A 25,284-nucleotide genomic window follows, 5' to 3' on the forward strand; every position below is an offset into this window, starting at 1 on the left:
CACTCAGGTATCAGACCGCAGGCGCGGCTGCCAGCTCCGCGCTGGCGCTGCCCGGTCCTTTATTGAACTCTTGTTCGAAGTATTCGCGAACCATCGGCGCCGACAGTCCGACCACCACCTGCAGGTTCTTACCTGCACGCATGACGCCGAGGGCTCCGGCCTGTTTCATGGCCTTATCGTCAGCAACCAGCGCCGGGTCTTTCACCACCAGCCGCAAACGGGTCTGGCAGTTGCCAATCGTGTCGACGTTGGTATAGCCGCCAACGCACTGGAGGATTGCCGCCGCCTTAAGTCTGTCCGGCTCCTGGCCCGCGACCGGCGCGCCAGACTGCTTGTTACGATAGTCCTGCTTGGTATAGAGACGCACCTCTTCATTTTCGTCTTCGCCACGGCCCGGCGTCAGGAAATTAAAGCGCAGGATCATGTAGCGGAACACGAAGAAGTTGAGCGCCGCAAAGCCCAGCCCCAGACCCAGGTGGATCCAGATAAGATGCGCGTGGTTCTTGGCGTAGAACACCCAGTTGAACAGAATGATGTCATTCAAACCACCGCCCATGAACCCCACCACGCCGCACAGATAAAGCACAACGCACAGGGTCGCGCCGATCAGGGCGTTCACCAGATACAGCACTGGCGCAACGAACAGGTAGGTAAACTCAATCGGCTCGGTGATGCCCACCGCCATCGCGGTAATAATCGCCGGAATGACCAGCGCCGCAATTTTGCGCTTCTGGCTTTTCTTCGCCGTGGCGTAAATGGCAAGACCCGCCCCTAATGAACAGAAAACGCTGATGTTGCCGTACAGGGAGTAGCCCGCCGCCGGGAACTGTTCAACCAGCGGAACGGTAGAGGCCGCGTAGGTCGACACGTTTTCAATCCAGTGCGTATACAGGCCGCCGTCAACCACCGCCGGACCGAAGAAGAACGGGAAGTAGACGAAACGGTGCAGACCGGTCGGCACCAGCATACGTTCAACAAACGCCAGCATCCACATGCCTAACGCATCCGCTTCGACATACATACTCTGCATGGCGTTGATGCCAAGCTGCACCTTCGGCCACAGCAGGCAGGTCAGGTACGCCATTGGCAGCATAACGAAGAAGGAGATGATGAACACCAGGCTCATCCCCTGGAAAATACCCAGATAATCCGGCAGCTTCTTCTCAAAGAAGCGGTTATGAACCCAGGTCACCACGCCGCCGATAATCAGCGAGAAGACGATACTGGTATCCAGCGTTTTGATGCCGCCGACCAGCGCCAGACCGCTGGAGCCGCCGACCGCTTTGCTGAAATCAACGCCGAACTCAGGCCCCCAGAAGGTGAGCATGCTGTTGGTGAAGTAGTTGTAGGCCATGTAGGCGAAGAAGGCGACCAGCGCCGCGCGCGCCTGGCCGGTTCTGGCCAGACCCACCGGCAGCGCCATACAGAACAGCAGCGGGAAGTTTCTGAAAATCGTCCAGCCGCCGGACTTGATGATGGTCATCACCTTATAAAAGTTAGAATCCGGATGGGCAAGCCCGCCCATCACGTCGGGCATGGTCAGTAAGCCGGTGATGGCGAGCAGTAAACCGGTAAAGGGTAGAAAGGCAATGGGGACCGCCATGGCGCCGCCAAAAGTCTGGAAGGCCCCCATAATGTTCCGTTTGGACATCAAATGTTCTCCGAATAATTACAACGTTAAAACCGTTATGCCAGCCACTGGCCCTGCTCGAGCTCAAGCAGCAGCAGCATCGTCAGCGCCTGGGCGTAAGGCACAGGGGCAATGGCGATGTCGCAGTAGTACTGATGGTCATGCCCCACCATGGTCCCTTTAGAGGCTTCAAGGACGATGCCGTCGGCATCAATGCGCTGCCACACCGCGCGCGCGGCCCGCAGCGCAGGCTCAACGACCGCGTCATCCAGCAGGCCAAGACGAACGCCGCGCAGCATGCCGTAGGCGATCCCCGCCGTGGCGGAAGACTCCTGCGGGGAGTAAGGGTCATCCAGCACCGTGTGCCACATGCCGTTTTCGGCCTGCAGGTCGCACAGGGAGCGCACCTGGCGCGCGACCACCTGGGTCAGAAAGCGTCGGGTACCGGCATCGAGGTGCTCGCCCATCAGGTCGATAAATTCCGGGATAGCGACGGTGATCCACGCGTTTCCACGCGCCCAGAAGGCGCCCGCAAAATGGTGATTGCCGAGGAAAGTCCAGCCGTGATACCACAGGCCGCTGCGGGGATCGCTCAGGTAGCGGGTGTGCAGCAGGAACTGGTAAACGGCTTCGTCTATCAGATCCTGGCGCTTCAGTACGATCCCGGCCGTACCGAGGAACAGACAGGTCATAAACAGGGTGTCATCCCAGAGCTGTCCGGTGTTCGGCTGCTCCTTCACCACGTGCTGAAAGCCCCCCTCCTCGGTTCTGGGCAGGTTCGCCATCAGATCGTCGGCCCAGGCGTTGACCGCTTCGCGCAGATCGGCGCGATCGCCGTGGCCCGCCAGCAGCGCGAGGGTTATCATCGGCGCGGTGGTGTTGATTTGCATGGCCGGCAGACCTTTCGCTATCTGCCCCTCATACCAGTCCAGCAGTGACGCCTGTAGCGCGGCGTCATTTTGATGCAGGGCATAGCGCCAGAAGCCGTAAAGACCGACGCCGACCTCCCACTCCCATTGCTCAAACTGAATAGCAAGGCCCTTGCTGGCGCTCAGCTCTCCCATCCCTTTTAACTGGCAGAACCCGTGAACTACCCGCTCCAGGGCGGGGATGAGTTGTTGCGGCTTCATTGTGCGTCTCCACGATAAATCACGATCGGATGGCATCCGGCATCAGCAGGAAAGGCGCGCTCAACGCCCTCAACCTGGCAGCGGCCCTGTAGATCAAGGCGCATCAGTTCGCCTTCCGCCGTCGCGGCGACGGCGGTGTCGCTGTCGTCCAGACGTACGCTCAGCGTCGACATGCGCTGGCAGAATGCGTCGAAGTCGCTGGCATCGCCGTGTCCTACTTCGATATACCAGGCGACGCGATGCCCCTGCGCGCGGTACTCATTACCGGCGGTCATCCCCTGAGTCACGGCCGTCAGCGGCGCGGAACAGCAGATGGCGGCAAACGCCTCCCCGGCCTTAACCACACAGCTATGAGCAGTGCTAATCACCCGATCGAACGCCTCGCCGGGCAGGTAAAGGTGGGTCCAGGGAAAGGCTTCCCCTTCAGGCAGGCAGTAGATCTGCATGGCGCGGTTGTCGACCTGCATCACCCGCGGTAATACGCCGTTGCCGGACCAGTAGGACGGCCGTTTTTCACCGCCGGGCTCATCGTCGCCCGGATGGTTCACCCACAGCTTCGCGTCGTAGTGGCTGGCGAACTGGACATCCACCAGATGCTGCTGATGGCCCCGCTTGCCGGTATGGTGATCCACGCAGCTGGAGAGGCTGACGCCGGGCGCTTTCCACACGACAATGTTTCCGCCGCCCGCCTGATAGCTGGCGGACAGCGTCCCCTGCTGCAAGGTGGCGTAACGGTGGGTATCGACGGGTGGCTGATAGTCGCTGGCGCAAAACAGCGGCAGAGAGGCGCACTTGCGGTTGTACCAGCCGCCGCCCCAGGCCACGTTGCCGTAGGCAGACAGTTCGGTCAGTACGCCCGCCAGCAGCTCTTTTTCGTAAACCCGCCCCATGGTGCCGGCCGCAATTCCGGCCTGATAGTGCAGGGAACTCAGCAGCATCAGCCGGTCGATCAGCGCTTTTGCGCGTTCACTGATCCAGGCATCCGCCGCCAGCTCGTACAGCGCAAACAGACCGATGTAGTCAACCGGGTAATACGGCGCGGAATTCCACTCGACAAAACCGTGCTGCTCAACGGCGTCAAACCACTGCGCCAGTCGGCGCGCGGCAATCTCGCGCTGCTGCTCGCCAGAGCGCCCCGACGCCAGAAACAGGTCGTTCGGGAACATCTGGCCCGCCAGATACTGAGCGGCATGGAAACAGAGCGTGTGGTTTTCACTCCAGAACCACATCACGTCGTTACCCGGCTCATCCAGCCAGTAGCGGTAGCCCAGGATGGTGCTGCGCACGCGTCGCCAGAGCGCAGGCGGGAAATGCTCGCCCTCGTGATCGCGCCAGATCCACAGCAGCGGCACCAGTGAGAAATCAGAGCAATCCTCGCGGGCGCTGATTCGCTGCAGCGTATCGAGCAGCAGCGGCGTAGCGGCGTCCGTGACTTCGCCGCAGTGCAGCATGGCCAGCAGGCGCGAGGTGCGGTCCATTCCGTGACGCGCCGTGTGGCGTAGCGCCTGCAGCTTGCGCTCCTGCAGTTTGCCCGACGGTTCCGCCGCGCCCAGCGGCTGCATGACGTTGACCCCGATCGCGCGGGTGATACAGACATCCTCACAGCGCATGCGTAGCGCAATCTGATAGTGCGCAGGGCCGATGTCGCGGGGGATCTCAAGCGTAAGCGCCTCGGACGCCGGAGAGACCGCGCCAAAATCGACCTGGCGCGGCGTGAAATTGTCGTTGCCCATCCCGTGGATTTCGCCCTCAAGATGAACGGTATGCGCGGGCGCGGCGGCGGCAAGGCGGATGCGCGCCTGGTTGTTCCAGGCCGTCAGCTCCGGGCGCATTCCGCTGGCAAAATGGGTTAATGCATCCAGCGTTTTCGCCTCGACGTTCGGCAGCGACACGCCCAGCGAAACATCGCCGCGGTAAATCAGGCGCAGCACAAAATGGGTATCGCGCTCGAACAGCTCTTCCAGGTGAATCAGCAGGGTGTTTTTCCCGGCCGCCAGCGGCAGCAGGACGTCGCAGCTCTGCTGCGTATTGCGGGTAAACGGGGTAAAGCTGGCGACGGCCGCGCCATCGCGCCAGATCCGGACGCCGCCGCAGGTTGACAGCTGAAACGGGTAAAGCCCGGCGCTTTCGGCATGCAGCTCCACCTCCAGCCAGCGCTGTACGTGGAACGGCAGGCGGTTAAAGGATGAAAACGACACCGTGTCGCTCTCACCGACAAAGGTAACCTGCGAGCGCGGCAGCGCCTGCGCGGGATCGACGCTGCGCTCCGCCATCTGCTGGCGAAAAATCTGTCGGCAAAACGTCTCCTCTGACGGCCCGGTTCCATTCTGGAAGTGGTAATCCATGGTCATATCCATGGCTTCACCGGTAAAAAACTCGGCGAATCGCTCCTCGCGGGAAGCCGATACGCAAAAACGCGTAAGCGCCTCTCCCGGTTCAAGCACCCAATTTCCCAGAGACATACAACTCTCCTTGTCGCCATTAACGCCTGTCGACGCTAATGGCATTGAAAATAAGAGCAGACCCTTTTTCATTGACGAAAATGAGCCTGCGGTAATAAACCCATCTTAAGTGCAGCCGTATTCAGAGGAATGACCGTCAGAATACGTATTCAACCCCGACGCGCCAGCGCCACTGCCACTCGTCAGGATAGGGATTGTTATCCGTTGGATCGTTATACGATACGTAGCCAATTTCGGTATAAGGACGCCAGTTCTTATTAATAGGAACGCGGATCGTTACGTTATTAAGATAAGAATACTCTTCGCCTTTAAAGTCAGGATAATCCAGCTTCTTATATTCAAAATCGTAGGCAATAGACCAATTCTCAGCGTTATAACCCAGGTAATAGTTCAGCTGGAAATAGTGTCCATTATCTTGTCCAGAGGCGTCGGTATAGTTGCGCTGGCCAACCCTGAAACGCGCAGCAGTATAAAGCTCAGGCGTAAACCAGTAGGTCGGTTTGAAATGAACGCGCAGATCCTGGACGTCGTCGGTTATCTCGGTATTAAATCCGGCTTCCCACCACCATGTCGAATTCGGTTTAGCAAGATAGCTCAGATCGTATTCGGTGCCGGTGGTATGAAAACCATCGAACGCCCCTTCCCCTTCGTTGGTAAATTTGGACTCTACGCTAAAGCCCCAGCCGTTATCGAAACGATGCCCAACGACAAGACGATCGCTTTGCTGTTCCGATTTTTCCAGAAATTCGTGGCGATAGTTGAGGCTCCATGCATTAGCATTCAGGCTCGTTAACGCCGAACAAACGGCAAGGGCAGCATATAAAGATTTCAACGTCATACCTTTCAATCAATCCTGTGAAAAGAACTACTAAAGGTTTTTATCGCCAGATGACATGCTCTGCGGCACGCTATCTGACCTGAAGCGGCTGAAGTCAAAGATGAGTGGTCAGAGGTAACCGACTGATGAAATGGACGTTGCTTCACGCAGCGCCAGCATCCCCATTCATATCGTTATATCGGTGCGCCCACAGTTTCAGTTTCCATGACAAGCCGTGGGGATATATAAAAACTGAAATTAGCGTTTACTCAAAATGAAATAACGTTTCTTTTTATACATATTATGATCTTAGCGGGGTATTGACGTACGTGCGAAAGCCCTCTGTGCCTGGGCTGGCGCAGAGTTGGCGCTGATGACGGGAAACACACGCACAGCGAGCGCGAAGTGTTATCTGGAAATTAATAAAGTGAATTAGAGTCTTTTGGAACTAGTAATGTTCAATGACTGTCAGTTATGCCTGCGCTGTCGCAGGCTATGGCTGCGTTGCAGAAACCACGATTGATTTATGACAGGTAAGGCAAAACGCTCTCTTCTTGTGGGTTGTCAATACGCTGGCCCACTCCTGCCGGTGTTCACCTGCCGAAGCCTTCTCCCTTATCGCGCAGAGCCTGTCAATCTCATAGTAGGCGCTCATACTGTCGCAGTGAGGGCATAATACCGGTCCGTTTTGCAGCTTCATATCACCTCTCCGCTATCGTGCATTTCAAATTAACATTGTCATAACATAACGATGATAAGGCGACGGAGCAATCGTCGCGGAGTTTAATTCTGGAATAGCGCCACCCGCCAACGCCCGGTAGTCAGATAGTGGACAGCGTCTGCTTCACCGCACATAAATCTGCGCAAGAAATAGTCAGAGATAGATACCGAGAATACTTGCTATTCCCATTATTCATTTGTCATACAAATCAACGTATGTTTTCATATTGCAACTTTGACAAACTAGTTCAAAGATAATCCGACGTAGTATTTTGCCCTGAACCCCAGGGCTTTTTTTATACACCAGACAGCCTCTTTGCCTTAAGACTTTACTATTATTTTCGGGTCTTACAGGATTCAACATAAAAAAACTTATTGTATTTTAATGCAAAAATACGCGTTCAATTTTAGTACTGGAAATAACGGCAAGCACTATCCTTTAGTTAACGTTTTGCTGGAGCGGAGTCGTATATACCTATTCATTCCCTGAGTAGGAAATACGGTATCCACCATCGGCCATGAAAACGGTAGCAAACCCGGTTCGGTCTAAATGCATGCCTGCTATAAGCAACTTATCCCTGGCAGCTTGTTGCAGCGTTTTCTTCCGCGTATCTTCGGCCTGCGCGGGATCAACATCAAATAAAATAGAAGCACCCGGTTTTGCTGACTGAATATGAGGATAATGGACGATATCCCCCCATATTAATAAACTTTTATCACCCGAACCAACGCGGAACCCGGTATGTCCTGGTGTGTGACCCGGTAACCATACGGGCAGAATACCCTCGGTTACCTCATTACCGGAAAAAAAACGCACACTCTGCGCATAAGCGTCTAGTGTGCGACGAGCCAGCATGAAATTATATTTTCCTCGCTCACTGGCCATTCTCTGTTTTTCATCGTCCCACCAGTATTCCGCTTCGAGAGTATGAAGATGAAGTTCAGCATGTTCATAGACTGGTCGCCCTTCAGCATCCAGCAGCCCCCCAATATGGTCAGGATGACCGTGCGTCAATAAGACCGTGTCCACATCATCAGGTCGGACCCCGGCTGCAACAAGGTTTGCTTTAAGCTGGCCTCCCGCCTCACTCTGCCCTCCTGTACCGGTATCAACCAGGATGGTTCGCCCTCGCCCACGGATGAGATAACAGTTGATATGGATATTGCCGGGTTCAACAATCCCGGCATTATGCTGAATGACCTCTGCATCGACAGTTTCAATACCTGATAGTAAATCCAGGCTGGCTGATATATTGCCATCACTCAATGCTGTTACCAGAAAATCCCCAATCTGACAGGAGATGAAGGGTACATGTTTCATAAATACCTCAGGGTTAGTTTTTGGCATATATTTGAGATGAAATAAATCCAAAACAGCGAATACGCGCCATTAAACCCGAAGCCTGTTGAATAGCCAGCTCCAGCTCATGCATAAAATTTTCCATCACCTCTGATGTCCGCAATTCTGTCAGACGGTAATTGATTTCGGCATATACCGGATACCCACATCCCGGCTTTACATCGATATATATGATGTGAACTTTTTCCGGTTCTGCGCCAAGTATGTTGCAGCAGAGTGTAATGCAATTATGGGTAAAACCGGGAAGATCGGTGAATCTGTCAAACCGATCTTCAGCAATATGAAAACTAAGATTAGGCATAATTCTGTAGCCCTCCCCTTTGAGGCCCCTTAACAGGGCTCTGCAGCTGCGGTGTGAGGGCTTCGTAGAGATATACCTCAGGAATTTCCGCAAGCAGTGAGGCATTTTCACGCGTCAGGACATATATAACGCGATGTTCCGGGGATTTATTCAGCCCCACGGCCTGCATTTTCAGAACCTGGCACCCCAGCTCTGTCTCCAGAAAGCCTATCGGCCAAATGCTGACTGCCAGTATTTCATTTGAGGATATGCCCGGAGCCGGGCCTTCACACTCATACAAGTTGCGGTGCCAGTCCGTGATGTATGCCTGCCCGAAGGAGAAATGACCGCCCCCTTCCTGCCGATAATCATCACTGGTAAGAACATCCGCATCCTTAATGGTGTGAATCGCAAGATATGCAGGACAGCCAGGTTTTATAGCCCGGAATCGCTGTGAAGAACTGAATCCAGGGACGGAGACCAATGCTGGCAGTTTTTCCTCGCTGTAAAATTTATTCCACTCATCCTCGCTTCCAGGATCGTTATACGAGCATTCAACGATATATAACATCGATTAACCTCCACAGTAGTAAACAGCAGGAAACACATGAGCCTGTCTAATGACTTTTCATCATGCTACATGCTGTTTTTTCGGCTATGAATCGATATTATTTCATTGATTAGTGACATTAGATCACTGAAAGGTCACCATATACACATCAAAAGAGGGGTTTTTATGCGCAGAAAAATACCCAGCAGCACCTCCCTGCAGGCTTTTGATGCCGCCGCGAGGCACGGTAACTTTGCCCGGGCAGCAAAGGAACTCTCGCTTACAGAAGGGGCCATCAGCCGTCAGATAGCCCGCCTCGAATCTTTACTGGGCTGTAGACTGTTTGACCGGGCGGGAAGCCGTGTAAAACTGAATCCAGTCGGTGCGCGTTATGCGCATCACGTTCACGAAGCGCTTGAACGACTCGAAAGGGATACCCTGTACATCACCGGTATGCCTGAGGGCAGCAGGAGTCTGGATATTGCCGTACTGCCGACGTTCTCCAGTCGATGGCTTATTCCGCGCTTGAGTGGTTTTCAATCTCTACACCCGGATATCACATTAAATATCGCAGCCAGAACTGACCCTTTCATTCTTACCGGAAGTGGCTTTGATGCCGTCGTTCATTTTGAGCATCCCGCCTGGTCAGGCATGCGCATGCAATTTCTCTTTCAGGAAAAATTGGTGCCCATATGCCATCCGGCATTATTAACGGATAAGAACGTCTATGAACAGTTGAGTGAACTACCGCGCATTCATCGACGGCAGAATCCTGAAGCATGGCAGCATTATGCCCGGGAAATCGGGATAAGCCTTGATAATTTAGCTCAGGGTGCCAGGTATGACCTTCATGAAATGGCAATAGCTGCCGCACTGGCGGGACAAGGCGTTGCATTAGTGCCGCGCATGTACGTTGACAAAGAATTGAGTAGCGGCGCGCTTGTCGCCCCCTGGCCAGAATCGGCATCTGTAAGTAAAAAATTCTGTTTAGTCAAACCGACGGAAACAGGAACAAATGAACCGGCACTCAAGGATTTTGAACACTGGTTGCTGACTGAAATGAATAACCTGACAAAAGTACCTATTTGATGCCTTTAATACTGAAAGGCGCCTCTCCCCCCCCAGGATGAAACAGTGCGCGCTCCCAGCCTGTTAAACTCGTGGCGATTCACAGGCCTGAGGTATTCATCAGCCTGCAGAAAATGCCGAAAATTAACGCGCGGGAGCCTCATGCCAGGCTAAGCGATATCCCGCATTTCGTTGCTGACTCAGTTTACGATACTTCTGCGGCGACATGCCGACATATTGATTAAAGGTACTGTAGAAGCGACTGCTGGAACGAAAGCCCGCAGTGAGCGCAATATCCAGTATAGTCTTATCCGTATCGCTGAGCAGCGCTCTGACGTGGTTAACCCGCATCGCGGTGATGTACTGTTTCACCGTCATTTGCATCACGCGCTGAAAAATTCCCATGGCGTAATTGGCATTCAGCTTAACATGTTCCGCAACCTGCTCAATGGTCAGCGCCTGATCATAATTTCCGGCAATAAACTCCAGCATTTGGCTGACATAAAATTGCGCATGCCGTGACATATTATTCCCGGTGCTGTAGGTCCGTGAACTTCTGTTTACCAGGACAGGCTGCCAGCCCAGGAGGCTAAAGCGCTTTAGCATCAACCCAATTTCTTCAATCGCCAGCTGACGAATCTGCTCATCCGGGCTATTAAGCTCCTGCTGCCAGCGGCGGACCTCGAAATCACTTAACTGCTGCGCAGCAAGTGATTTAATCACCATGCCGTGAGTCACATGGCTCACCAGCGTGCGATCCAGAGGCCAGGAGAGAAACAGGTGCATGGGTAAATTAAAAATAGCCATGCTCCGGCAATTACCCACGTTGATAAGCTGATGCGGAGTACATGCCCAGAACACCGTGATATGTCCTCGTTCCACGCTCACAGAGCGATCGTTGAACTGGTATTCAACGTCGCCATCGAAAGGGACATTGACCTCCACCTGCCCATGCCAGTGGCTTGCAGGCATCACATGCGGCGCACGCAGTTCAATATCCATGCGCTGATATTCAGAATAAAGCGCCAGAGGACTGCGAACCAGATTGTCAGTACTGTTGCACATATGCGGGTCGGGCGGCGGACGCTGTGGAGTATGGTCCATAGTGAATATCCTCCTGAATTATCAGATATCCTCGCATAACAGGGAGCGGGAGACTGCGACAACAGCCTGTTTTTTTATAATGCTATCTGAGAAAGACCTGAAACCTCTTCTTTTCAGCATAAATAGTCCTGAAAACTCAGTTTTATTAGAGTGGAATGCAGAATATGAGTTTCCGGGATATCTCTCAGAAGAAGATGGAGGAAAAGCCCATCTCCGGTATGCCACGATGAAAGCGTTAATTCGACTACCGGAGAAAAATTATGCGGCCCCCTAAAATTACCTTTATCGGCGCAGGTTCCACCATTTTTGTGAAGAATATTCTCGGCGACGTATTTCAGCGCCCGGCACTGAAAACAGCGCATATCGCCCTGATGGACATTGACCCTGTACGGCTGGAAGAGTCTCACATTGTCGTACGTAAACTGATGGAGTCTGCCGACGCGACGGGCAGCATCACCTGTCATAGTTCCCGCAAAGAGGCGCTTCGCGATGCCGATTTTGTCGTCGTGGCATTTCAGATAGGCGGCTATGAACCCTGTACCGTGACTGATTTTGAAGTTTGTAAACGACATGGTCTGGAACAGACAATAGCGGATACGCTGGGCCCAGGCGGCATCATGCGCGCCCTGCGGACGATCCCGCATTTGTGGCAAATTTGTGAGGACATGACGGAGGTTTGTCCAAATGCCACCATGCTTAATTACGTTAACCCGATGGCGATGAATACCTGGGCAATGTACGCCAGATACCCGCAGATTAAACAGGTTGGGTTGTGTCATTCCGTACAGGGAACAGCAGAGGAACTGGCTCGTGACCTGGATATTTCTGCTGACACCTTACGCTACCGCTGCGCCGGTATTAATCATATGGCGTTTTATTTGTCGCTGGAGAAAAAAGGGGAAAATGGCGAATACACCAGCATCTACCCCGATTTATTACGTGCTTATGAAAACGGCCATGCGCCTAAACCGAATTCTCACAGTAACTCACGCTGTCAGAACATTATCCGCTACGAGATGTTTAAGAAACTGGGCTACTTTGTCACAGAGTCTTCTGAACATTTTGCCGAATACACGCCGTGGTTCATTAAACCGGGTCGTGAAGATTTGATTAATCGCTACAAGGTGCCTCTGGACGAATATCCGAAGCGCTGTGTAGAGCAACTGGCTAACTGGCGCAATGAGCTTGAAGCGTACAAAACGGCAGAGCGCATCGAGATTAAGCCTTCCCGCGAATATGCCAGCACTATTATGAACGCAATCTGGACCGGCGAACCCAGCGTTATTTATGGCAACGTGCGCAACGAGGGGTTAATTGATAACCTGCCGCAGGGATGCTGCGTGGAGGTCCCTTGTCTGGTCGACAGCAACGGGCTTCAGCCCACCAAAATAGGCGCTCTGCCCTCACATCTTGCCGCGCTGATGCAAACCAACATCAACGTTCAGACGCTATTAACTGAGGCGATGCTGACTGAAAACCGGGAGCGCGTTTACCATGCCGCGCTGCTGGATCCACACACGGCGGCAGTGCTCAGCATTGAGGAAATCTATACGCTGATGGACGATTTGATAGCAGCTCATGGCGACTGGTTACCTGAGTGGGTACACCCGTAATTATCACGATGCCAGGCCATAGCAGGCCTGGCTCTGACATTCATTTCTGCAGACTGAAGGCGGGCGCTGGCAACAGTGACCTGATACCCTATGAGCATATCAATGACCACAAAACTCAGTTACGGATTTGGTGCATTTGGTAAGGATTTCGCGATCGGCATTGTGTATATGTATCTGATGTATTACTACACCGATATTGTCGGTCTTTCGGTAGGCGTTGTCGGGACTTTGTTCCTGGTCGCCAGAATCTGGGATGCTTTTAACGACCCTATTATGGGATGGATTGTTAACAGTACGCGTTCGCGGTGGGGAAAATTTAAACCCTGGATCCTCGTTGGAACACTGACAAACTCCGTCGTTCTGTTTTTACTGTTTAGCGCACATCTGTTTGAAGGCACAGCACAGATTGTCTTTGCCTGCGTGACCTATATTTTGTGGGGAATGACCTATACCATCATGGACATTCCATTCTGGTCATTAGTACCCACCATCACGCTTGATAAACGGGAACGTGAACAGCTTGTCCCCTATCCTCGTTTTTTTGCCAGCCTTTCTGGCTTTATCACCGCAGGTATAACCCTGCCGTTTGTGGAGCATATCGGCGGCGCCAACCGGGGTTTTGGTTTCCAGATGTTTACCCTGGTGCTGATCGCATTTTTTATCGCTTCAACGGTTGTCACGCTGCGTAACGTCCATGAGGCCTGGTCATCCGACAGCGATGCGACCCCTGATAGCGGCCGGTTGACGCTGAAAAGCATCGTGAGCTTAATCTACAAAAACGATCAACTCTCCTGCCTGCTGGCAATGGCGTTAGCCTATAATATTGCAGCCAATATTATCGCAGGGTTTGCAATTTACTACTTCACCTATGTTATCGGCGACGCATCGCTGTTTCCCTACTACATGTCCTATGCTGGCGCCGCGAACTTGCTGACGCTAGTCCTGTTTCCTCGGCTGGCAAACATGCTCTCACGAAAAGTATTATGGGCAGGGGCATCGGTGATGCCGGCACTTGGCTGCGGCGTATTGTTATGGATAGCCTTAATGGGATACCACAACATCTGGTTAATCTCGCTTGCAGGCATATTCCTCAATATTGGCTCTGCATTATTCTGGGTATTGCAGGTCATTATGGTTGCTGACACCGTTGATTATGGAGAATATAAGCTTAATATTCGCTGTGAAAGTATTGCTTACTCAGTGCAGACCATGGTGGTCAAAGGTGGTTCAGCCTTTGCAGCTTTTTTTATTGCCGCCGTGCTTGGTATCATTGGCTATCAACCCAATATGGCACAGTCAACCACCACGCTGCTCGGCATGCAGGTGATAATGATTGCGTTGCCGGTGCTTTTTTATATCGTGACGCTGGTTCTTTATCTTCGCCTCTATAAGCTTAACGGGGATATGCTCCATAACATTCAGAATCACTTACTGGACAAATACCGTAAACCGCGCCCTCAACGATCCGCTGAGGATGCAGATTATGGGGTGACCACCTTATAGTCCTGAGACATACTCAACAGTGCAGAAAGTACCTGCTCCAGAAAAAATACATTTATCAAACCAGCAAATTATTTATTTTTTAAATTAGGCAGGTACTGGTTAACACGAACAAGTACCTGCTACTTCAACGTTATATCTCGCAATCCTCTATTCTGCATTAATCATTAATACAGACATCGCCTCACCCATGAAGAGTAAAGGCCATCAGATGCGTCATTAACATCCGATAAGCGCGCTGATACAACCGGTAAAAACCTGAACGCCCGGCAACAACGAAGCTTCATCAAAATCAAAATTTGCCTCATGATGACCAGCGGAAATGGTCGCCCCCAAAACAAAGTAGATCGCTTTCCCTCCCCGCTCCTGTACTCGCTTAACCAACAGTGTGGCATCTTCGCTGCCGCCAAAAGAATCTTCGCGCAGTGATAGCCCAACATTATCCCGGGCAATGTGGCTTACCAGTTCAATCAGCTGCATATCGTTGTGCAGATCGACCGCTTCCCCCATCACCTCATGTTCGAAGCGCAGACCAAATCCCTGCGCAATCCCTTCTCCAATACTCAGCGCGCGTTGAGTCATATACTGATTTATCTGCTGGCAGTCCCCTCTGACCTCCAGCTGGAGCAAGGCTGAACTCGGGATAACATTACGGCCTTCTCCCGCCTGTAGGGTGCCGACATTGATGCGCGTCATTCCTTCCCCATGCCGCGGGATCCCCATGAGCTGGCTGACGCAGTGACAGGCCCCCACCAGAGCATTAGCCCCGCCTTGCGGATTGACGCCAGCGTGCGCCGATATGCCATCAAACCGAAAATCCAGCTTAGTTGTGCACAGGAAGTCCTGCGGATTGACGACGATCTCGCCGCTGGGACATCCCATCCCTAAATGCGCTGAGAGAAAATAATCCACATCATCAAGACTCCCGCCTTCAACAACAGGTCTGGCGCCACGGACGCCCTCTTCCGCTGGCTGGAAAATTAGCTTAACCCGTCCCCTAAGCGATGCTCGATTGGCTATTAGCCACTGAGCCACACCTAATCCGATAGCCATGTGCCCGTCATGTCCGCAGGCATGCATATATCCGGGGTTGAGGGAGGCAAATCCCTGAGAAAAAGGCAGGTGGCGCGAATCCCTGCTTTCATTAACCGCCACACAGTCAATGTCAAAACGCAGGGCGATAGTGGGGCCTTCCACTCCGGTATCCAGCAGGGCCAGACACCCCGTCAGCCCCGCAATTTCCGCCAACAAATTGGGATCGACGCCTGCAGCCTGTGCCCGAGCCACTCCCTTATCAACATCCTGCCGATCTCGCCCGAGGATAGCTGCCGGATTGAGAAACTCCTTACCGGTCAATACCTGGTAACCCATGTCGCGAAGCGTCGTAATCAGTGTTGCCGTAGTAACAAACTCCGACCAGCCAATTTCAGGCATCTGGTGAAACTGCCTGCGCCACTTGCTTAACTGTTCCGAATTAGGGTAACTCATGAATGACCTCGCTTATAAAAAAAAGATAGCGATAAAGAGCATCGCAACAATAGCGCCTGGCGCAGTTCGCCTGACGATTTCAACCGGACTGACACCCGCTAACCCGGCACACACGATGGTGGCTCCTGCCAGTGGCGACATATTGCGTCCCAGTGCAGAAGCCAGCATCACGCTCGCGCCGAGGTTATTCACGCCATATCCAAAGCTGCCGGCATGCGGTGTCACAGCCTCATTAAACGCAAACGCCGTCGCATCGCCAGTACCCGTAATTAACCCCATAAAGAAAGGTCCCATCGTCCCGCCCCACCGGGCAAACTCAGGGTGGCTGGTTAATAATTGAATGAATCCATTAATCATCCCAACGGAATTCAGCCCCTCGATAAATACTGCGGCAGCGATAATGATGCCCAGGATATTGGCATACGACTCTCCCATTCCGTCGAAAAAGCTTTTGGTCAGTGCTCCCGGATTAGAACGTGTTATCAGTAAGGCGTAAATCGCGCCAATAATCATCGCCGCAGGCACGTTCATTTTCACCTCGCCAAACCAGCCAAGCCCGGCAGACACCAGCAGAACCACCGGTATAAATGGCGCGATGGTTTTAAGATAAAAACACAGGCCCCGCGCCTCGCTTTGATCCGTAATCTGGCCTATTTCAACCGCCTCCCCCTGTGCTGGCTGATAGTTAAGCTGTTTGGTGAAGATGGCGACGAGCGTCAGGCATACAGCGCCAATCACGCCGCAGAGGATTGTGATCGGCGCATGATAAAACACAAAATCCATCAGTGGCGTATGGGAGATGTGGGCAATAAAAGCATTATGAGCAACGCCAGGGTTCAAATATGCGCCCAACGTACCGGTAAGCACCGTACCGCCAGCGATCGCCGGATGAATACGTGCGGAGATAAGCAACGGGATCAACGTCGCTCCCACCGCGGCCGAAACGCCAGCGGCAGAAGGAATGGCAATGCAGACAACAAAGGTCACCGCTACCGCCGCAGGGATCAGCAAAAAGCCCAGTTTTGATAATCTGCGGGTCAACAAATTGACCAGCGCCAGGTCGCAATGGGTGAATTTCATCACGTAGGCAAACCCCATACTGGAGCAGATAGATTCAATTAACCCCGAAGTTGTCATTCGCGCTGAAAATGCGCCAAACGCACTCATTGGAGACAGGGAAATAATGCACAGCATTATTCCAGCGCCAATAAGGGTTGCTCGTGTATCAAATCGTTTAACTAATAAGACAATAGTGGCAATGAGTACAAAAATACCCAGCATGATGGTTAGCATCGGATCATTTCCTGTGTAGTTAATTCGCTTTATATCCGTCATACTTCAAGTTGTGCGTGCGCCAGCGCCGTGCGCCCACCTCCGGCGCCACCGTCTGTAGCGTCCTGTCACATAAATTGCTTCATGGATAGTGTTACTGATATTGGTATTAGATTCCGTTGATTTAACGCAATAAATGCCGAAGGGTAAAGATGCTATTTCTTTTACCATGATAAAAAAAATTGATAGGGACACGATGAAGTATTTACCCAAGCTTCAGCAGATTAAAGTCTTTAACGAAGTCATTCGTTGCGGAAGCATTCGCGCAGCAGCCAGAGAGATGAATCAGTCGCAACCGGCATTGACCCGAGCATTAAAAGAACTGGAGAATCATATCGGAGCGACGCTGCTAGTCCGCAGCAATGAAGGCGTAACGCTGACCGAGGTAGGGAGCGCCTTTGCCGTTCGGGCACATTTAATTCTGGAAGAGCTGGAGAAGGCGGCGGATGAAATTGAGCAAATCAACAACAATACCTATGGACGAGTGGCATTCGGTATTTCCTCCCTGTTTGGGGTTACGATCCTGAGCTCAGTAATTAAAGATTTTAAAAAGTCACATCCCAGAACGTTGATTAATATCAAAGAGGCGCAACTGTCAACGTTATTACCAAGCCTGCGTGATGGCCGGCTCGATTTTGCCCTGGGAACCCTGACCGACCAGATGCCGTTGGGCGATTTCAGGATAATTCCTCTGTTTGATGCGCCATTTTGTGTCGTAGGCCGCAAAAATCATCCATTAATAAACTGTCGTTCTATGCAGGATCTGGCAAAGGCTTCATGGGTGATTCCGGAGACCGATATGGGCTACTACCACTACATCCGGCAATTTGTACCGTTTGATTATCCTGACGGTCCCTCCTCGCCGGTACTTACTGATTCGACGGTATGTATCATGAATCTGGTGATCAATAACGATTACCTGACCATCCTGGCCCAGGCGCGGCTCAACGAGCCGCGTTTTGGCTGCGTGCTTAGCGCGCTACCGATCGGCCAATCCTCATTGCCGATGGGGCATTATGGCTTAATCTACCCGCGTAAAAGGCCGCTGACTCAGGCTGCCCAGGCAATGGTCGAGCAGTTAAAGTGGTATTGTCAGCAACATCACTGGGGGGGCAGGTAGGATCTTACGTTTAGCCAGTTTCTTTTGCAGAATGATAACGATAAATGGCCGGTCACTGTATTCGTTCACACCAGAGCATGGCACAGACCAGATGGAACGCTAACGCCGACCGTAAGGAAAATTCGGGTCGATGACAGTCGGGCATGGAGCTCTGCATGCAAGAGAGCCGGAATTGAGGATTTCCGTTTCCATGACCTCCGGCATACATGGGCAAGCTGGTTAATTCAGTCTGGAGTGACGCTGTCCGTTCTGCAGGAAATGGGAGGATGGGAAAGCATCGAAATGGCACGTCGATATGCTCACCTGGCATTTATCACCTGGCTAAACACGCAAGACAAATTGACTCGATTTTAACAAAGATGTCCCACAGCGAAAAAATGGAGGAGATAAAAGAAGCGTAAGTCACTGAAGTTAAATGGCACGCCCTATAGGATTCGAACCTATGACCTACGGCTTAGAAGGCCGTTGCTCTATCCAACTGAGCTAAGGGCGCACACAGAAGAGAACTTCACGGGGTGAAGCGCGAGGAATTATACGGTCCCACAGCGGTGAGTCAATGCCTTTTCCCGGTATCCCCCCACACGCCGGGTTTGAACAACATCAACTGCTTAAACGTTAGTCACATTTCCCTGCCAACGACTAAGAAATATCTCCCCCCTGTTTAAGCCCCGCCTGGTACCCTCTGGACAGGCGCTCATCAACAATGGCTAAACCCGTGTTCTATCGGGAAGAATGGCGGCGAGTTTCCGTTTACTGCAGAAAAATCAGGTAATATTCCCCCCCTCCTGGCGGAACACCGTCCCAGGCCCGGGAGAGTTTACCGGGCGTGCTGAGAGGGAATGAATGCGCACGGTGAGACGCAGGGAAAGGCGAAGACGAAACATGACCGAGGAGCAGGGGTATCAGCTCCCCTTACCTCACTTTGCGTTAATTGAAAGCGCCGAGCTGCTCAACCCGACCTCTGGTCTGACGAAGAACGCCGCCGACCCGATTCTGGTCACCCACGATCGCTATCTCATTGGCGGAATGCGCTACAGCGCGGCGCCGTTAAGCCACTGTCGGATTTACGACACGCTCGCAGACGCATTCGCCGCCGTAAAAGATGCCGTCGCCGGTAACCTGATTGTGGACCCGGAGGGTCTGGCGCAACCGCTGTTAACCACGCTGGATCTCATTCGCCACCAGCAAAAATATGCGCCAACCCTCAGCGTCACGCTGCTGCTTTCCTCGTCGCAGCGGGATGTTCAGCGCTTTATTAAATCCGCTTGCCGCTGCCGGATCCTCAACCGCCACGCGGTGCTCGATGCCGTACGCCTGACGCCAACCGCCCCCGAGGCTGGCGCTGACGCCCCGTCGGCCAGAGGCGATTTTAATGCCCGCGAGTGGGATATTTTGATCCAGCTGGCGCACGGGCGAACGCTGCGGGAAATTGCCCGCGCGCAGCAGCGTCCTTACCACCGAATCATTTATCGACTCGGCTGCATTTTAACGCGGTTAAAATACACTCAGCGCCAGCAGCTGCTGCGTCTGTTACAGCAGGTGAATAATCCACCTTGTGAAAATACACCGAACTAATTTGTTAATTCTTACTTAACTTTAGGAAATTGCTTATTTTTATGTTAATAAAATGTAAATATGCAACATCTGAAAAACAATTAAAACTATTCCTAAAAAAGCGATCTCGCCGTGATAAATATCCACGTAACGTCCTGTGACTGGCCTCTTTCACTAAGAACCGGTTTTGCGGATGCAAACCGATGGTCATTTACTCGAGCGAAATATGAGCAGCGGGCCATTTCACCGGACGCATTTCTTCTATCAACAGAATATTATTCTAAATTGATTTCAACGAGGTTAAGCCTGAAAAAGACCGGGTTTCCCCCCTTATAACGCGCGATAGCGAAGGATTTTCTGATGATACCCGCCTGTTAATCAGGAAAAACTACATTTGGTAATATTATTAACAAATGATAAACACCTGGTTAGTAATTTTGTTTTTAACGATTAAATAGACATTAAACTCTACCATATTAAAAATAACCAGAAAGAGTATCCATGCGAATTTTCCTAACTTGTCTTACTCAGAACATCATAATTAGTAAAGCGCTTTGTTAACTTTGCAGGCTTTTATGCAAAACGTTAGACGGTATAATCGACACCGTTGAATGTTTAATACTTTAATAATTGCTCATTGACCCACACAGGCTTAACCAGGGACACACTTACACTATCCGGGGAAACACGCTTCGCACTCAGGAAATCCAATCCGCTGTCCTCCTGCCGAACGTGACGACTTCAAGAATCAGCACGGTGTTATATAAAATCTGAGGAACAGATTATGAAACCATCATCCGTAATTATTATGGACGAACAGCCTATCGTCAGAATGTCGATAGAGATTCTTTTGCAGAAAAATAAAAATATTCAGGTAGTACTTAAATCGGGAAATGGCCGTGAAGTGCTTGAGCACGTGCGTAAGCATCCCACCGACCTGGTCATTCTTGACGTCGAACTGCCCGGCACGGATGGATTTTCTTTGCTCAAAAGAATCAATGAGATAAACAGAAGAACCAAGGTTCTTTTTCTCTCATCGAAATCGGAGAACTTCTACGCCGGGCGCGCGATACGCGCCGGAGCGAACGGTTTTGTCAGTAAGCGAAAAGATCAAAACGACATATATAAAGCCGTCGAAATGCTGTTATCGGGATATTCATTTTTCCCTGCCGACACGCTCAGCGCGCTGAGCCGTAGCCACATTCGCCGTGGTAGTAAAACGGAGCTTCCGCTATCTAATCGGGAGGTCATGGTATTACGCTATCTGGCCAATGGGTTAACCAACAAAGAAATTGCCGATAAGCTGTTATTAAGCAACAAAACCATTAGCGCGCATAAGTCTAATATATTTAGCAAACTGGGTGTCCGCACGATTGTCGAGCTTATTGATTACGCCAAGGCGCATGAATTACTTTAATCTTCCCCTTTCGCCCCCGGCACGTACCGGTTGCTGAATACGGCTTAATTATAATTAATCATAAAGGTGGCATCCGCATCGGCGCTCCCGGCCTGCGGATCGTCTGCGGTTGCAATATAGTTGGCATAAAACTGCAGCATGACGTTACCCTGGGCATCCACCGCAACGTCGCGGCTTGCCTGCTGCAGCGGCAGGCGGCGACGATCGTTATCGCGAATTTCAACGGCAACCCGGCTGGCGCTACTGCTGGCGTTCAGCGCCAGCAGCGACGGGTCTGCGCCATCGGCTTTACCGGCAAAGGTAATCGACGCCGCGCCGGGCGGGCATCCGGTAAGCCGCAGCGTGAAGGGCACTGCGGTCGTGGTGCTTCCGGCCTGACGCAGCTGCTTTGCCGGCCAGCGCCCCAACGACACCGATTTATCGCTGTCGCTGCCCTCTGCAACGCAGGTGAAATCCACCACGTTGCCGGTAAGCTCAATATTCACCTGCCCAAGCGGCGTATCCGCCAGCGCGGGCAGCGCTATGGCGATGCCCATCAGCAGGGCGATCCCGGGTCTCCGCATCAACGTCATCCTGTCTTTAGTCATAGTCAACCCGCAGATAGCCGCGGGCGGTAAACGGTCCTTCCACGGGTTTCTTACCGGTGACGCTGACCGGCCACGCGCGAATACCCACCTGCGCCTGGGCGCTGGCGTCCAGACGGAACGGAATTTTGCTGCTGATGTTATTCGGCGTAAGCGGCTTGCCGCTGCTGTCGGCGACGACAAACCCCAGATCCGGGTTATCCGCAACCATCGCGTTCCCCTGCACGCTGCTGGCCTCAAGGCGCATGCTCAGGTAAGCCTGGGCTTCCACGTTGGTGCATTTGATGCCTACCGTTTTTTGCTGTACTGCCACGCCCTGCGGGCGATTGCCCGCCCCAGCCTCGCTAAACAGCGAGGCGCCGATGTCGCCAAAGTCAAAGCGCACGACGGTACCGGCATCAATTTCACAGTTTTGCGGAACGTTGATCGTTCCGCTGTAGCTGATGGTGTATACCGGCGTGGTCAGCGGATCGCTCTTCGTGGTGGTGACATACACGCGAAACATCGTCTGCCGCGGGATAACCACCATATTGATAAAACGTTTGGTGACCTTCAGGCGGAATACGAGGTTAGAATCCTGTACCGGAAACGGCTTTTGCAGCGGCACGTTGGCGTGAGTCCCCATCTGGATGTAATTTTTCGGCGGCCAGAACGTGCCTGCAAAGCTATCGGTGATTTGCATCGCGCCATCCAGGTAGTCATTCAGTTTCAGATACTGAAAGTTACCTTCCGTGCTGGTTACCTGAAAATCCGAGACATAGCTGCGCATTGTCGAGCTTCCGTGGGTGCCACTCGGGCAAATGGCGTTCACGCCGACCCAGCCGGATTTATTGCTCAGGGTGACAATCTGCCCCACCTGGTTATTCGCGCTGGTAAAGGTGTCGGTCAAATCATAAAAAACATCCGTCGCGCCCCCCTTTTCGTTGTAGCACACGGTGGCCGAGACCTGCGCCGACGCCAGCAGAAGCGCCAGCAAAGTGGTTACCTTAGCGATCACAACGAACCTCCGTCAGGGTGATAGCCTGTTGCAGGCTCTTTTCGGGCAGCGTGTACGGCGCGCGGCATTGCTCTGCGGCGCCGTCGCCCCACTGGATTAACAGCTCGCCGCGCAGCGGCAAACCGCTCAGGTAGATTTGACCATCATCGCCGACCATGCTGGTTATCCCCCGGCTGGTTTCACGCACAATTGCGCCGAACGGCACCGGCTGCGCGCCGCGGCGGACGGTGATCAGCGCCCTCACGCCGATGCGGGTATCAAACGCCGCGCGCACCACGGCCCCTTCGGTGGGCACGACGCTGCTGACGTTGTTTTCAATATCGGTGTTGTTGCCCATCGAGTTCGGATCCAGCGCCACGCGGTTATAGCGGTAGACCGTGGCGTACGGCATCACCGCATATCCGCGCCAGTCGGTTTTCACGCCGGTCTGGTTTTCAACGCTGACGCCGGTGGCGCCCGGCGCTTTAATCAGCACGTTGGTGTCGCCCAGCGGCTGGCTGAAGGTCACGCCGTCGGCGTGCGCCAGAATGCCGCCCGCCGCCTGCCAGTTGAAATCATGCTGGTCGCGATCGTAGTTATAGGCCGCGCCGAGGGTACCATAGGTGGCCTGCCAGTTCGCGCTGGCGCTGCCGGTCGCCCCCCGACCGCTGGCGTTGCCCTGGGTCACGCTGTAGCTGAGGTTGTTGCCTTCCAGCAGTGTTCCGCTCACCCCGCTCTGCCAGCTGTCATCACCATCGCTGTTGCGGCTGGCGGCAACGGTCGCGTAGGCGCGGTTCAGCGCCCCTTCCCCCGGACTGAAAATACTGAACGGCACGGAAAGGTTAAAGGCGGCAATGCGATCGGTACCCGGAATGCCGACCGAGCGGTTCCATGACCACGACAGCGAATAGCTGACGCCGCGCCAGCCGCCGGAATACCCAAACTGATACCAGGTATTGGTATCGCCGGTGCCCCAGTAGCTCTGTTCGCTGCCGGAAACATACAGCGAGCCGAAACGCCCCAACGACTGTGACACGTTGACCTGAAAACGCCCTTTCTTGTTCATCGTCAGGTTGTGGTAGCTAATAATGTCCGGCACGCCGTCTTTATCTTTTTGGTCATCGCTGTACTGATAGCCGCTCATGGTTTTCCACGTGGTGTCATCCAGGGTGAAGAAACCCTCCGTGGAATAGCGATATCCCAGCAGCTGGAAGTTGGTGCCGACGCTGTTGAGGGATTTGGCATACAGAAAGCGTAAGGACTGCCCTTCGTGGCGGCTGTCGTCCGCCAGCTGGCTGCGGGCGTGCGTAACGTCGAGCGAAATCGCCCCCCAGTCGCCGAAGTTTTTCCCCGCGCCAATGGCGACCGCCGTGTAGCGCTCCGACAGCTGCGTGCCGCCGTAAAGGGTAAACCCGCCGGCAAGGCCCGCGATTAGCGTCCCCTGGGCAAAGAACGGCGTGGACTGGTCGTTGTTCCCCGAGCGGTAGTCTCCCGCCACCAGATCGTATTTTATTCGTCCCTCGCGCTGCAGCAGCGGTACGGAGGAGTACGGTACGGTATAGCGCTGCTGGCTGCCGTCTTTTTCATCAACGGTTACCTCAAGATCGCCGCTTGACGACGTCGGGTTGAGATCGCTGATGGCGAACGCGCCGCTTTGCACATAGCTTTGATACACCACATACCCGTTCTGCCGGATGGTCACTTTGGCGGGCGTGCGGGCGATACCGCGTACCGTCGGCGCAAAGCCCTGTAAGCTGTCGGGGTACATGCTGTCAGACGAGTAGAGGCGGCCGCCGCGAAAACCGACGCTGTCAAACACGTCGCTACCGGTATTGCTGTCGCCGAGCACCAGCTCGCTTTTCCACGGAATAATGGCGCGCTGCAGCCAGGTCGCCACGTTGCGCCAGCTGTTCTGATGCTGGCCGTCGTTGCGCGAATAGTTCCAGGTGCCGTTGTTGCGCAGCCGCCAGGGGCCGTAGTTCAGCCCGCTTTGCAGGCTGAGAAAGTAGCTGTCGTCGTTGGTGCCTTTGCTGCCGCTGAAGCTGTAGTTCGCCAGCGCGGCGGTTATGCCCTCATCCCACTCTTCCGGCGGAATGTAGCCGCGGGCGCTGTTAAGCATCGCCACCTGCGGCAGGCTGATGCTGAGCTTCATCGCCGCGAAATCAAACGCCGCTTCGCTGCCCGGAATCGCCGTTTCCAGCGGAACGCAGGTATCAGTTGCGTATTTCGCCAGCGCCGGAAACGCCGCGCGGTTCACCCCAAGGCGCGACAGCAGCGAACTGGTAATACACGGCGCCAGCCCGCCAGCCGTCGGGGGCTTACCCCCGGCGGCGGTAAACGCCAGATCCTGCGCGCCGATAAACTCCTCATTACGCCAGATATCCACCCGGTACACGCCCGCAGGCTGCTGGTTGCCCTTCTCAAACCGGGAAAGATCCGCCACACCGGCTTCATCATCGGATAAAAACGCCGGGTTGAAGTAGCTCTCAGCCCAGGCGGATGAAGAGAGCCAGGCGCCGGAGAGCGCCAGCGCCAGCAGCCGCAGCGCAGGCCAGTGAGGGGCCGTCATGTTCGTTTTT

The 25,284-nt window shown here is 53.4% G+C and carries 20 protein-coding genes, 1 tRNA gene and 1 pseudogene; 7 read left to right on the plus strand and 15 right to left on the minus strand.

Annotated elements, in window-relative coordinates:
- Positions 1–10: 10 nt before the first annotated feature.
- The 8 genes from ENTCL_RS16255 to ENTCL_RS16285 form a co-directional block, all read right to left on the minus strand.
- Positions 11–1,651 (minus strand): alpha-glucoside-specific PTS transporter subunit IIBC, encoded by a 1,641-nt coding sequence (locus tag ENTCL_RS16255; protein WP_013367236.1) that lies wholly within the window; start codon positions 1,649–1,651, stop codon positions 11–13.
- 35 nt (positions 1,652–1,686) lie between these two features.
- Complete coding sequence (bglB, locus tag ENTCL_RS16260) at positions 1,687–2,760, minus strand: beta-galactosidase BglB (protein WP_013367237.1); 1,074 nt, start codon at positions 2,758–2,760, stop codon at positions 1,687–1,689.
- Positions 2,757–5,222, minus strand: a complete 2,466-nt coding sequence (locus ENTCL_RS16265; RefSeq protein ID WP_013367238.1) for a hypothetical protein — start codon at positions 5,220–5,222, stop codon at positions 2,757–2,759. The genes bglB and ENTCL_RS16265 overlap by 4 nt, the downstream gene beginning before the upstream one ends.
- Before the next feature lie 136 nt (positions 5,223–5,358).
- Positions 5,359–6,060 (minus strand): oligogalacturonate-specific porin KdgM family protein, encoded by a 702-nt coding sequence (locus ENTCL_RS16270; protein WP_013367239.1) that lies wholly within the window; start codon positions 6,058–6,060, stop codon positions 5,359–5,361.
- A 472-nt stretch (positions 6,061–6,532) separates the two neighbouring features.
- Positions 6,533–6,739: a hypothetical protein gene (locus ENTCL_RS24070; RefSeq protein ID WP_013367240.1), complete on the minus strand. Its 207-nt coding sequence runs from the start codon at positions 6,737–6,739 to the stop codon at positions 6,533–6,535.
- A gap of 495 nt (positions 6,740–7,234) precedes the next feature.
- Positions 7,235–8,080, minus strand: a complete 846-nt coding sequence (locus tag ENTCL_RS16275) for an MBL fold metallo-hydrolase (protein WP_013367241.1) — start codon at positions 8,078–8,080, stop codon at positions 7,235–7,237.
- Between the two features lie 13 nt (positions 8,081–8,093).
- Positions 8,094–8,420 (minus strand): hypothetical protein, encoded by a 327-nt coding sequence (locus ENTCL_RS16280; protein WP_013367242.1) that lies wholly within the window; start codon positions 8,418–8,420, stop codon positions 8,094–8,096.
- A complete protein-coding gene (locus ENTCL_RS16285; protein ID WP_013367243.1) occupies positions 8,413–8,970 on the minus strand; it encodes a hypothetical protein in 558 nt (185 codons plus the stop codon). The genes ENTCL_RS16280 and ENTCL_RS16285 overlap by 8 nt, the downstream gene beginning before the upstream one ends.
- A 165-nt stretch (positions 8,971–9,135) precedes the next feature.
- Between ENTCL_RS16285 and ENTCL_RS16290 the strand changes: the two genes are divergently transcribed.
- Complete coding sequence (locus tag ENTCL_RS16290) at positions 9,136–10,038, plus strand: LysR substrate-binding domain-containing protein (RefSeq protein WP_013367244.1); 903 nt, start codon at positions 9,136–9,138, stop codon at positions 10,036–10,038.
- Positions 10,039–10,161: 123 nt separating this feature from the next.
- Here ENTCL_RS16290 and melR read toward each other — a convergent pair whose 3' ends face one another.
- A complete protein-coding gene (melR, locus tag ENTCL_RS16295; protein WP_013367245.1) occupies positions 10,162–11,121 on the minus strand; it encodes a transcriptional regulator MelR in 960 nt (319 codons plus the stop codon).
- A 257-nt stretch (positions 11,122–11,378) separates the two neighbouring features.
- Between melR and melA the strand changes: the two genes are divergently transcribed.
- Complete coding sequence (gene melA, locus ENTCL_RS16305) at positions 11,379–12,734, plus strand: alpha-glucosidase/alpha-galactosidase (protein ID WP_157865605.1); 1,356 nt, start codon at positions 11,379–11,381, stop codon at positions 12,732–12,734.
- A 90-nt stretch (positions 12,735–12,824) separates the two neighbouring features.
- Positions 12,825–14,237, plus strand: a complete 1,413-nt coding sequence (gene melB, locus ENTCL_RS16310) for a melibiose:sodium transporter MelB (RefSeq protein ID WP_044611992.1) — start codon at positions 12,825–12,827, stop codon at positions 14,235–14,237.
- 216 nt (positions 14,238–14,453) lie between these two features.
- Here the strand turns inward: melB and ENTCL_RS16315 are convergent, their stop codons facing one another.
- Positions 14,454–15,722: an amidohydrolase gene (locus ENTCL_RS16315; protein WP_013367248.1), complete on the minus strand. Its 1,269-nt coding sequence runs from the start codon at positions 15,720–15,722 to the stop codon at positions 14,454–14,456.
- 12 nt (positions 15,723–15,734) lie between these two features.
- On the minus strand, positions 15,735–17,015 hold the full coding sequence (gene dcuC, locus ENTCL_RS16320) for a C4-dicarboxylate transporter DcuC (protein ID WP_013367249.1): 1,281 nt from the start codon (positions 17,013–17,015) through the stop codon (positions 15,735–15,737).
- 235 nt (positions 17,016–17,250) lie between these two features.
- Between dcuC and ENTCL_RS16325 the strand changes: the two genes are divergently transcribed.
- On the plus strand, positions 17,251–18,174 hold the full coding sequence (locus ENTCL_RS16325; protein ID WP_013367250.1) for a LysR substrate-binding domain-containing protein: 924 nt from the start codon (positions 17,251–17,253) through the stop codon (positions 18,172–18,174).
- Between the two features lie 57 nt (positions 18,175–18,231).
- A pseudogene (locus ENTCL_RS23145) lies at positions 18,232–18,575 on the plus strand (tyrosine-type recombinase/integrase); the annotation flags it as partial.
- 15 nt (positions 18,576–18,590) lie between these two features.
- On the opposite strand, the gene ENTCL_RS16330 reads toward ENTCL_RS23145, so the two are convergent.
- Positions 18,591–18,667 (minus strand) — tRNA-Arg (locus tag ENTCL_RS16330).
- A 389-nt stretch (positions 18,668–19,056) separates the two neighbouring features.
- Here ENTCL_RS16330 and ENTCL_RS16335 point away from each other — a divergent pair.
- Both ENTCL_RS16335 and fimZ read left to right on the plus strand, forming a co-directional pair.
- A complete protein-coding gene (locus ENTCL_RS16335) occupies positions 19,057–19,749 on the plus strand; it encodes a hypothetical protein (RefSeq protein WP_013367251.1) in 693 nt (230 codons plus the stop codon).
- Between the two features lie 763 nt (positions 19,750–20,512).
- Positions 20,513–21,145, plus strand: coding sequence for a fimbria biosynthesis transcriptional regulator FimZ (gene fimZ / locus ENTCL_RS16340; protein WP_013367252.1), 633 nt, complete (start codon positions 20,513–20,515; stop codon positions 21,143–21,145).
- A gap of 44 nt (positions 21,146–21,189) precedes the next feature.
- Here the strand turns inward: fimZ and sfmF are convergent, their stop codons facing one another.
- Genes sfmF through ENTCL_RS16355 form a run of 3 tightly spaced genes read right to left on the minus strand, consistent with a single transcriptional unit; the run spans position 21,190 to position 25,274 of the window.
- Positions 21,190–21,708: a fimbria assembly protein gene (gene sfmF, locus ENTCL_RS16345; RefSeq protein WP_013367253.1), complete on the minus strand. Its 519-nt coding sequence runs from the start codon at positions 21,706–21,708 to the stop codon at positions 21,190–21,192.
- Between the two features lie 16 nt (positions 21,709–21,724).
- On the minus strand, positions 21,725–22,726 hold the full coding sequence (gene fimH, locus ENTCL_RS16350) for a type 1 fimbria D-mannose specific adhesin FimH (RefSeq protein ID WP_013367254.1): 1,002 nt from the start codon (positions 22,724–22,726) through the stop codon (positions 21,725–21,727).
- A complete protein-coding gene (locus tag ENTCL_RS16355; protein WP_157865556.1) occupies positions 22,716–25,274 on the minus strand; it encodes a fimbrial biogenesis usher protein in 2,559 nt (852 codons plus the stop codon). Before ENTCL_RS16355 ends, fimH begins: the two co-directional genes overlap by 11 nt.
- Between the last annotated feature and the right edge of the window lie 10 nt (positions 25,275–25,284).

The organism is [Enterobacter] lignolyticus SCF1 (genome assembly GCF_000164865.1).
GTDB lineage: Bacteria > Pseudomonadota > Gammaproteobacteria > Enterobacterales > Enterobacteriaceae > Enterobacter_B > Enterobacter_B lignolyticus.